The sequence below is a fragment of the Rufibacter psychrotolerans genome, assembly GCF_016924645.1.
GTDB lineage: Bacteria > Bacteroidota > Bacteroidia > Cytophagales > Hymenobacteraceae > Nibribacter > Nibribacter psychrotolerans.
Genome location: NZ_JAFFJV010000009.1, coordinates 176,426 through 185,841, shown reverse-complemented (window position 1 = coordinate 185,841; position 9,416 = coordinate 176,426). Strand labels below are relative to the sequence as shown.

Here is a 9,416-nt window from a genome sequence, read left to right as displayed (position 1 = left end):
AATGGCCTGAAAACACCAAGACACCTCGCTTTGCAAGAGCTGGAGCAGATTGTACTGAGCTTGGACTACTGTACTTCCTCGGGCTGCAGCAGGAAGCCGTCTTTCATGGTCAGTTTGCGGTCGGCCATGTCGGCGAGGGCGGGGTTGTGGGTCACCAGCACGAAGGTCTGGCCCAGGTCCTGGCGCAGTTTGAAGAAGATTTGGTGCAGTTCCTCGGCGTTCTTGGAGTCCAGGTTGCCGCTGGGCTCATCGGCGAAAATCAGTTTGGGCGAGTTGATGAGGGCGCGGGCCACGGCGGTGCGTTGCTGCTCGCCCCCGCTCATCTCAGAGGGCTTATGGTCTAACCGATCGCCCAGGCCCAGCATCTCCAGGAGCTCCTTGGCGCGGGCCTGTACCTCCTTCTCGGGCCGGTTGGCCAGGAAACCGGGCAGCGACACGTTCTCCAGGGCAGAGAACTCGGGCAGCAGGTTGTGGAACTGAAAAATGAAACCAATGTTGCGGTTCCGGAAACGGGCCACCTCTTTGTTGCTCATGCCCGATATCTTCTGCCCGTGCAGGTACACCTCGCCGGCATCGGGCGTGTCCAGGGTGCCCAGCAGGTGCAGCAGCGTGCTTTTGCCGGCCCCCGAGGCGCCCACGATAGAGACTACCTCGGCTTCGCCGATGGTGAGGTCAATTCCTTTGAGTACGGGCAGTTTCCCATACGATTTAAACAGCCCACGGGCCTCTAGCAAAACTGGTTTCTCTATACTCATGCACTACAAAACAAAGGGGAAGGGGCGGTATTTGCAAACTATTGGTTTGTTTGCATAGAACGGAGCAATGAATTTAAAGTTAACCGTAGCGGCGTTACCGGGTAACGCCGTGGCAGAGGTTCCAATTACTTGTCATTAGCGAAAGGCGCTGTTGCAAATCCAGGAAGATGGGAAGGTGCACCTGTAAAGTTCCATAGCACCACGGCGTTACCCGGTAACGCCGCTACATTTGGCCAATTCTGTCAAAAACAGGTTATAAATGGAGAATTATCCTCCATATTTTTCACTCAAGACGTAGGACTCAGGACTCAGAACTAACCGCAAAGCGGCGGCTGCTTTGAAAAGTTAGCCGTATCTCTTACTTTCGTGCACCTAATAACATCAACCTAACCTCATGAATATACACGAGTACCAGGCGAAAGACATTCTGAAACGCTACGGCGTTCGCGTTCAGGAAGGCATCGTGGCAGAGACCCCCGAAGAGGCGGTAGCCGCTGCTAAGCGTTTAACCGAGGAAACCGGCACTGGCTGGCACGTAATCAAAGCCCAGATTCATGCGGGCGGTCGCGGTAAAGGCGGCGGGGTGAAATTGGCCAAAAACCTGGAGCAGGTGAAAGACATTGCAAGCCAGATCATTGGCATGCAGTTGGTAACGCACCAAACCGGACCAGAAGGCAAAAAAGTAAACAAAGTGCTGGTAGCGCAGGATGTATACTATCCTGGCGACTCTGAGCCTAAAGAATATTATGTTTCTATCTTATTAGATAGAGCCAAAGGCCAAAACGTGATCATGGCGTCTACGGAAGGCGGTATGGACATTGAAGAAGTGGCGGAGCATACGCCTGAGAAAATCTTCAAAGAGTGGATTGACCCAGCAGTTGGTCTTCGTCCGTTCCAGGCCAACAAGATTGCGTTTGCCTTCGGTTTGCAAGGCGAGGCGTTCAAAGAATTCACCAAGTTCCTGACCAGCCTGTACAACGCTTATCTGGACACAGACGCTTCAATGTTTGAGATCAACCCGGTGTTGAAGACTTCAGACAACAAGATCCTGGCCGTTGACGGTAAAGTAGACCTGGACGACAACGCCCTGTTCCGTCACAAGGACTTAGCTGACCTGCGCGACTTAGCCGAGGAAGATCCTTTGGAAGTTGAAGCGAGCAAGAGCAACCTGAACTATGTGAAGCTGGACGGAAACGTTGGCTGTATGGTAAACGGTGCTGGTCTGGCTATGGCGACGATGGACATCATCAAGCTTTCTGGCGGTGAGCCGGCTAACTTCTTGGACGTAGGAGGTGGAGCCAACGCGCAAACCGTAGAAGCCGGTTTCCGTTTGATTTTGCAAGATCCTAACGTAAAAGCTATTCTTATCAACATCTTCGGGGGTATCGTACGTTGCGACCGCGTTGCCAACGGAGTGGTAGAAGCCTACAAAAACATTGGTACTATCAACGTGCCTATCATTGTGCGTCTGCAGGGAACCAACGCTGAGGAAGGCGCCCGTATCATTGACGAGTCTGGCCTGAAAGTGTACTCTGCCGTAGCCTTGAAAGAAGCTGCTCAGAAAGTAAAAGACGTGTTGGCTGAACTAGCCTAAGCATCACCTACTTATAACATCAAAATGCCTTCCTGGTAACAGGAGGGCATTTTTTTTGCTGTCTGGTGCAACCTTTGCTCCCTTTTTAAACTCTTGCCTACACCATCCATTACTTAATCCTTTCTATGAAAAAACTGAGTACCCTCTCTCCGCTTATCTTTTCACTTCTGGTTTCCTTTGGTTCCGTGCCCGCGGCCTGGGCGCAGGAAAAGAAGAACGCCAGAGCGCTCGCGTTTACCACCGCCCCGCAGGTAAAACCAGACTACCTGCGCAGCACCACAAACAATGCCTACCTTACGCAACTGCGTACCACCTACGGCTTAGACCGCTTGGTTGCCGGCAAGAAAACCGATTTTGAACGGGTACAAGCCGTCTGCGCCTGGGCCCGCAAGCAGTGGGAACACAACGGCTCTAACACGCCGCTGAAAAGTGACCCTATCTCTATCCTGGAAGAGGCCGCCACGGGCAAGCAGTTCCGGTGCGTGGAGTATGGCGTGGTGGTGAGCGGTGCCCTGAACTCCCTGGGAATACCGGCCCGCACCCTGGCCCTTAAAATGGAACACGCCGACACCATTCAATACGGTGCCGGCCACGTGGTGGCAGAGGCCTACCTGCACGACCAGAAAAAATGGGTGCTGGTAGACGGGCAGTTTGACGTGATTCCCACCCTTAAAGGAAAACCGCTGAACGCCGTGGAGATGCAGCAGGCTCTTGCCGCAGGGGCGCCAGACCTGCAGGTGGTTTCTTTCTCGGGCACGCAGGCCAATGACTACTTCCAGTGGATTGCCCCTTATCTTTTTTACTTTGACACCCGCCTGGACAACCGCTACGGGGTAGAACAAAAGCCGGGCAGCATTATGCTGATGCCCCAGGGTGCCCAGAAGATCACCGTTTTCCAGCGCATCAGGCCCCTCACGGATTTTACCTACACCCACTCAGTGGCAGACTTCTACCCTACCCTGAAGAAAGCCAGATAAGTCCTGGGCCTGCCTGCCCAAAGCACCTGAAGGCAAAACGGGAGCCCTTTGCGGGGCTCCCGTTTTGCTTTATTCTGGGTAAAACAGGCCTAAAACGCCGTTAGTCCAGCACATTCAGTTTCACGTCAATATTTCCTTTGGTGCCCACTGAGTACGGACACACCTCATGCGCCTGGGCCACCAGTTCCTCGGCCTTGGCGCGGTCTACGCCGTTAATTTTCACGTCTAGCTGCACAGACAAGCCGTAGCGTCCGTCTTCAAACTGGTCCAGCCCCACGTTAGCGGTAACGGTAGACTTCTCATCCAGTTTGATCTGCTGCTTGCTGGCCACCAGCTGCAGCGCGCTCTGGAAACAGGCCGAGTAACCCGCCGCAAACAGCTGCTCGGGGTTGGTGGCCCCGCCCTTGCCGCCCAGTCCCTCGGGCACCCGTACCGGCATGTCAATGATTCCGTCTGACGATCTAACCTGACCATTGCGGCCTCCGGTGGCGGTTACTTCCGCCGTGTACACTCTTTTCATAGTTTCTCTCTTTGGTGATAAACTGAAATATTTCTTTAGCTAAACTGTTTCAGGCCGAAAATGTTAGCCTTGCTCTCTCCTTTCTTCCTGATTTCAAGCCCTTTTGCAGAAAGCGGGCAAAAAACGTGCAGAGGTACTTTCATTCTTTACGGGCATTTCCTACATTTGCCCACGCAAAAGCAGGCCACGTAGTACAACGGATAGTATTGGAGTTTCCGAAGCTCTCGATCCAGGTTCGATTCCTGGCGTGGCCACCAAAGCAAAAGCCCTCTCAGTGTAGCAGCTGTGAGGGCTTTTCTGTTGTGGCGCCCGGCATGGGCGATGGCAGGCAACCGCACCCCAAAAACGGCCCGACACATTCAGCCGGCCCCTCCTGAGGACCCACTTTATTAGGTGCGTCTTGCCCCGACTGACAGGCCAGAACCCCAGATTGAGGCTGGGCAGCGGTGGAGACTCGGTTGTATGCGGGGCCAAAGGCGGGCATGCGCGGGAAAGGCCAGGAGGAGTTGCCCCTTCTGGGCCGGGGGGAAGCACGCGTTTTAGGCTTATTTCTGTGAAACAACCCCTAAAACCTATGGCAAAACCTAATTCATAAAAAAGAGTTAACGAACCATCCTCATGGAGCCAATCACCCTCACCACCCAACTGAGCGAACAGGATTACATCAAAGTCAATTTCCATTTTGTGTTCCGCAAGTGGAAGGGCAAGTTCATGCTGGTGCTGGGGATCTTTTCGCTCATGAGCGTGCTGTTCCTTTACCTGACCGATGCGCTCACGGAGGTACCCTGGATTGGGTTGATCTTTGGGCTTTACCTCACGGTGGGGTTTCCGGTTCAGCTTTACTTTGCCGCTAAAAAGGCCTTTAAAACCCACCAACGGGTAAGCGAGACCATTGTCTACGCGTTTGAGCCGGACAGGATCAGGATTACGGGAGAGTCTTTCCAGTCAACCTTCACCTGGGATAAGGTCTACAGCCTCACCGAGACCAAAGACTGGGTGCTTATCTGGACCACTCCGCAAGTGGCCAACGTGGTTCCTAAAAGAGACTTCTCCCCTGCGCAACTGCGTGGGTTCAAACAGTTGGCCAAAGCCCAGCAGGGGCCCAAAAACAAACTGAACTACCGCAATACCGGCGCCGCAGCGTAAAGGCTGTTTTTCTGACGTTTCTTGTTGGTGCACCCGCCGGAGGAGGCAAACCCAACCTGTTCCGGTTTAACTCCTCCATAACAAGAGGCATAAGGTAACCTGTTCAGGTTGGCTTTACATACGCAGCTGCAAAGCCAAAGCAATGCCCGTACACCGGTCCGGTGTAACATCGCTACAGACCTATCGGCCTCCCAGAGCATCGTTACAGCGTACGGCGCTTTGCTTTAGCGTAGAACCGCTTGGTTTTAACCTGGCCACCATGGAATGAGCACTTGTTGGCTGGTTTGATGGTAAGCACGGCACTCCAACGGTCAGCGCCATGCTCCTGGTGCACCCGGCACCCCATCATACAAAGGGGTCTACAATCGCCTCTACCACCCACTACCTTCTGAACCAGCCCCCCGGCCTAGGGAACACCAGTGCCCGGACAAACGACAGAGATGGTAGCCGGGACTACCTTCCGCCACCAAGGTGTTTGCTTTTTCTGGCGTTTTGATTTAGGTTAGGCCCGGCATTGTATCAAACAAACCTTTGGGAAAGTCAAACAAAAGATCCCTGGCAAGTAAAACCTCTAATCCAGCCTTGTAGCCCATCTTCCACTTATTTCTATCCAAAAAAAGAATACATGAAGACCCACCTTTTGAGCGTAGCGGCTTTTGTAGCTTTGTCACTGGCAAGCTGTGGAGTAAAACAACAGGAAAAGGAAACAACCCAACCGGGCGCAGTAGCCCCGGCCAACCAATCCGTTGCTACGGCTGTTGCAGCCCCACCTGCTTCCGCATCCCCCAACATAGTGACAGACGGACCGAAGACTCCGTACGAACTGCTGCAGGGAAAATGGCAACATACCGTTGACTCCACCAACTTCCTGGTTTTTGAGAAGAACCACATGAAAGAAATCGCGGCCGGGCAAAAAACCTGGACCGATGAGGAATTTGTGCTCTCTGACCGGTGCCGCAACGCAGCAGACCAGGCGCGGAACGTAAGCCCAGACAAAGAAAAGTACATTAGCGTCACCGACAGTGATCTGTGCTGGTACATCGTGGCAGTGGATTCGGCCAGCCTGGAGCTTTCCTACGTGGGCCGGGGGAACACGCTTTCCTACAGAAAGGTAGGCTTGCCGTAGGTACCGCTGCCACCGACGCCACGTCAGTTTTACCCGGCAGGGAGCACAGAAATTTATCGGGTCACGGGAAAGGGAAACCTCCAAGGGAGTAGTTCTCCAGAGCCTTCTGCATGTACCAGAAGGCTCATTTTGTTTTAAAGGTCTATTGCAAAGGCTAAACTTTTCTATATATTGTTACAGCAAAGCAAAATGTATTTTACAACCTGAAGAAAATTGCATAATATAGGGCCGTCCCCCACTAAGTACAAGCCGGCTTTCCGAGGCAGTTTTCGCTTTGCACACTGTAGAATACCGCCTGAAGGTGAAGGTGTTACCCTATAACGCCAGCGCTGCCTGGCCCCTTTAAAAGAAAGACGCTTTTGCTTTAACTTGTAAAAAGTATCACAATAACTAACTAAAATGATTGAGCTTAGCCAAGAGTGCATCCAGACGCTTCAAGGAATATTAGAAGAATGGGAGGAGTGTACCGGTAATTCGCCAGAGGAAATTACGGCCAGCCTGGAATCTATCCAGAAGACCGGGCACATTCTGAACCAGCTGCAGACCCAGCCCGCAGAGGGGAGCCAGGCGGCCCAGCGCTTGTCCCTGCTTGCCAAAATGCTGGACCAGGCCAAGGAAGAAGTGGCAGGCGGCAACTTACAGGATGGTCTCTGGTACGGAAAATCGGTCATCAGTTTCCTGTTAAATGGGACCTCGGCTGGCACCGTGCCCCTGGCACCGGTAGAGTTTTCCTGACACCATCCTGGTCTCGGCCCTTCAGGCTCCTTTCCGTGCTGGTTCTAGTTGCGTGCGTTGGCGAAGCGCTGACTTGCCTGCCCCTGTGCCCAAAGCCGCCATTTGCCAGGCCAGCGATTCTTCTTCCGGAAGTTTTTGCCGCAGTTTCCTGGGGGATCTGAGCCGCCTGACAGGGCACGCTAGCGGTTCCATATTCATTTTTAGCCTAAAAACGGAGAAACGGGTGAAAAACACCTGCTTCTCCGTTTTTCTTCTTTCAGGAGAAGGCAGGCAGGGCCTAGGTTTATAGTCCTCATATCTAGTTGGTTGGGCGCAAATTCCAGCATAATAAGCTTTGCATTTTATTGATTTTTGTGTTACTTCACGAAGCAGTTGTACCAGATCTGCTTGGTGAGCAGGTCTCCTGTTTGTCTGGCCTCCCCTCCACTGACTCTTGTCTGCCGCGTACGAGCAATGCAACGTAAACAGTCTCCCCCTGTTTTTTATAACCCCATGACCACCCCAGGCTAAACAGCATAGCGCAGCCCTTGCGGCCTATTCTGGCTAGCGTCTCTGTCCATTTGCTGCATGTTTGTTCCCCACCTCATGTTTTTCAGATAGGAGGAAAACAGATGTTTCTGGTCATCAGCTATATTCTCACCAGCATGGGCCTTTTCTTATCGGGTTCCCTGGCCATCAAGGAACTGGCCATTGAAGCAAAGGAAAAGGCTACCCTTATTTTCCTGCTGTTTGTGCTCATCCTGCTGCTCAGCTACCCGCTGCTGGGTTTGCGGTAGTGCCTGGGCCAAGCCTGGACCTAGAACTGGCAAGAGTCCTATTTTGGGGGCGATATTCTCTTTTTTACCCCGGCAAACTGGGCCTGCTTTTGTCTCTATTTTGTCTTTTCAGAGCAAAAACGGCTTGACTCTGTCCGTATAAGTACTATCTTAGATAAGATAAGTTTAAAACTTCCTCTCTCAACTTACAGAAAGAACATGTTGTACATTGGATTTGCCGTTGTAAGCATAGGTTTGTTCATTACCGGCGCCCTCACCATTGAAAAGGTCAACGCAAAATCAAGCGAAAAGACCCTCCTGAGGCTGGCGCTGTTTGCTTTGATCCTTTTTCTGGCGCTCTCCATCTTCGGCAAGAGTGGCCCAGGGCTTTAGGGAAAAAGTCTCCCCCTCTCGTTGCCGGCATGCCGCCAAAGTGTTACAAAGCACCCGCCCAGTAATTTTTTTTCATGCCTTTTCCCCGGGCAGGCAGTGTAAGAAAAGGGCTCTTTGCCGCCGGAGCTTTCCGTTTTAGGATTATTGACAGCCGCTTTCTTTCTACTGAACCTGCTGGGTGAAAGAAACAGGTGGTTAGGGTTATTGTCATCTATGAGGCCAAACCTGAGGCTATACGCATACGCCGTAACAGGGTAACGACGTCATTCCTTAAGATGAACAGAAGAATTTAAACGGGCGGTAATGAGAGGCCCCTTGTTACCTGGTCTTACTGAACTGATTCCTCAGTAGAACTATTCTGATAATTTCCAGAGGAGCACCCGTCCAGTAACCCTTCGCTTAGTGCTAGGTTGTCCTCCACGGGGAGACAGCCAGCGTTATGGGTGCCAACCGCTCCATGGCGGGAGCAACTCTACCTTCTGCCCTCTCCCAGGTAGGAAGCCAATCCGTTAGGGGCTTCTACTTTTTTTGGGCACCCGGTAGCTCACAAAAACACCAATCCTCCGCCAGTTACCGGCTCTATTTTCGGCATCGCCAAACATCCGCTTATCTAAATATTACAATTAGTGTTTTTACTGAAAATTGGCCCATACACCATTTTTAATCGGCTTTTCACCCCCAAGCCCGTACACAGGTACATTGTAAAACACAATTGTAACACATTATGAAAAAAACTAACCGTTGGATGCCCTTGTGGGCGCTATTGCTGAGCAGTGCCTTTGTTGTGTCTTGTAGCGACGATGACGACGATGACGCCGCCATGATGGAGGACCGTACCCGGGTAGCCACCTTCCTGCAGAATGCGGCCGCCAGTGACTTATTTGAGATCACCACCGGCGAAATGGCGCAGGAACAGGGCATGACCAGCCAGGTGCAGGAGTTTGGGGAAATGCTGGTCACCGACCACTCGGCAACCGCCATGGACATCATGGAGATGGCAGACGAGAGAGACGTTACCCTGCCTACTACCCTGCCCGCCGCGAAAATGACCATTGTCACCCGGTTAGACGCTAAATCTGGGTTAGACTTTGACAAGGATTTTGCCACCGTACAGGTACAGGCGCACCAGGAAGCCGTTACGCTCTACGAGCAAGCCGACCGGGAAATCCGTGACACGGAGGTTCAGGCCTTTATTGACGCTACGTTGCCCGTCTTGCGCACGCACCTGCAGCACGCTCAGCAGCTGAAAACTGCTGTAGACGCCATGTAACCTAACTTGCCCCCATTGAACCCGAGGGCCATTTGCCCCAAAAGCAAATGGCCTTCTTTTTTTGTTGGGCTGCCCCTTTGGCACCCTTGCAAGCCACTACCCAGCCTATAGCAAGCAGCTCAACTTTCAAAAAAAACCTTACTCA

10 protein-coding genes and 1 tRNA gene are annotated in these 9,416 nt (G+C 52.5%); 9 read left to right on the top strand and 2 right to left on the bottom strand.

Annotation, left to right across the window (positions count from 1 at the left end; translation table 11 throughout):
- Positions 1-65 precede the first annotated feature (65 nt).
- Positions 66-755 (bottom strand): ABC transporter ATP-binding protein, encoded by a 690-nt coding sequence (locus JT718_RS09870; protein ID WP_205502202.1) that lies wholly within the window; start codon positions 753-755, stop codon positions 66-68.
- Positions 756-1,149: 394 nt separating this feature from the next.
- Here JT718_RS09870 and sucC point away from each other — a divergent pair, with 394 nt between their 5' ends.
- Positions 1,150-2,349, top strand: coding sequence for an ADP-forming succinate--CoA ligase subunit beta (gene sucC / locus JT718_RS09865; protein WP_205502200.1), 1,200 nt, complete (start codon positions 1,150-1,152; stop codon positions 2,347-2,349).
- A 125-nt stretch (positions 2,350-2,474) separates the two neighbouring features.
- Entirely contained in the window at positions 2,475-3,326 is an 852-nt protein-coding gene (locus JT718_RS09860) for a transglutaminase-like domain-containing protein (protein WP_205502198.1), read from the top strand.
- 100 nt (positions 3,327-3,426) lie between these two features.
- Here the strand turns inward: JT718_RS09860 and JT718_RS09855 are convergent, their stop codons facing one another.
- Positions 3,427-3,846 carry an organic hydroperoxide resistance protein gene (locus JT718_RS09855; protein WP_205502196.1) on the bottom strand — a complete coding sequence of 140 codons (420 nt, stop codon included), beginning with the start codon at positions 3,844-3,846 and terminating at the stop codon, positions 3,427-3,429.
- 182 nt (positions 3,847-4,028) lie between these two features.
- Between JT718_RS09855 and JT718_RS09850 the strand changes: the two genes are divergently transcribed.
- The 7 genes from JT718_RS09850 to JT718_RS09820 all read left to right on the top strand — a co-directional run bounded on the left by JT718_RS09850 (position 4,029) and on the right by JT718_RS09820 (position 9,271).
- A tRNA-Arg gene (locus JT718_RS09850) sits at positions 4,029-4,103 on the top strand.
- 361 nt (positions 4,104-4,464) lie between these two features.
- On the top strand, positions 4,465-4,992 hold the full coding sequence (locus JT718_RS09845; protein WP_205502195.1) for a YcxB family protein: 528 nt from the start codon (positions 4,465-4,467) through the stop codon (positions 4,990-4,992).
- A gap of 793 nt (positions 4,993-5,785) precedes the next feature.
- Positions 5,786-6,118, top strand: a complete 333-nt coding sequence (locus JT718_RS09840) for a hypothetical protein (RefSeq protein ID WP_205502193.1) — start codon at positions 5,786-5,788, stop codon at positions 6,116-6,118.
- Positions 6,119-6,517: 399 nt separating this feature from the next.
- Positions 6,518-6,853: a hypothetical protein gene (locus tag JT718_RS09835; RefSeq protein WP_205502191.1), complete on the top strand. Its 336-nt coding sequence runs from the start codon at positions 6,518-6,520 to the stop codon at positions 6,851-6,853.
- A gap of 611 nt (positions 6,854-7,464) precedes the next feature.
- Positions 7,465-7,629, top strand: coding sequence for a hypothetical protein (locus JT718_RS09830; RefSeq protein WP_205502189.1), 165 nt, complete (start codon positions 7,465-7,467; stop codon positions 7,627-7,629).
- A 198-nt stretch (positions 7,630-7,827) separates the two neighbouring features.
- On the top strand, positions 7,828-8,001 hold the full coding sequence (locus tag JT718_RS09825; RefSeq protein ID WP_205502187.1) for a hypothetical protein: 174 nt from the start codon (positions 7,828-7,830) through the stop codon (positions 7,999-8,001).
- A gap of 724 nt (positions 8,002-8,725) precedes the next feature.
- Positions 8,726-9,271 (top strand): DUF4142 domain-containing protein, encoded by a 546-nt coding sequence (locus JT718_RS09820; protein WP_205502185.1) that lies wholly within the window; start codon positions 8,726-8,728, stop codon positions 9,269-9,271.
- Positions 9,272-9,416: the final 145 nt, after the last annotated feature.

Excerpts from the sequence above, each read along its gene's own strand:
- JT718_RS09870 (WP_205502202.1), bottom strand. The coding sequence starts at position 755 with ATGAGTATAGAGAAACCAGTTTTGCTAGAGGCCCGTGGGCTGTTTAAA.
- sucC (WP_205502200.1), top strand. The coding sequence starts at position 1,150 with ATGAATATACACGAGTACCAGGCGAAAGACATTCTGAAACGCTACGGC.
- JT718_RS09860 (WP_205502198.1), top strand. The coding sequence starts at position 2,475 with ATGAAAAAACTGAGTACCCTCTCTCCGCTTATCTTTTCACTTCTGGTT.
- JT718_RS09855 (WP_205502196.1), bottom strand. The coding sequence starts at position 3,846 with ATGAAAAGAGTGTACACGGCGGAAGTAACCGCCACCGGAGGCCGCAAT.
- JT718_RS09845 (WP_205502195.1), top strand. The coding sequence starts at position 4,465 with ATGGAGCCAATCACCCTCACCACCCAACTGAGCGAACAGGATTACATC.
- JT718_RS09835 (WP_205502191.1), top strand. The coding sequence starts at position 6,518 with ATGATTGAGCTTAGCCAAGAGTGCATCCAGACGCTTCAAGGAATATTA.
- JT718_RS09830 (WP_205502189.1), top strand. The coding sequence starts at position 7,465 with ATGTTTCTGGTCATCAGCTATATTCTCACCAGCATGGGCCTTTTCTTA.
- JT718_RS09825 (WP_205502187.1), top strand. The coding sequence starts at position 7,828 with ATGTTGTACATTGGATTTGCCGTTGTAAGCATAGGTTTGTTCATTACC.
- JT718_RS09820 (WP_205502185.1), top strand. The coding sequence starts at position 8,726 with ATGAAAAAAACTAACCGTTGGATGCCCTTGTGGGCGCTATTGCTGAGC.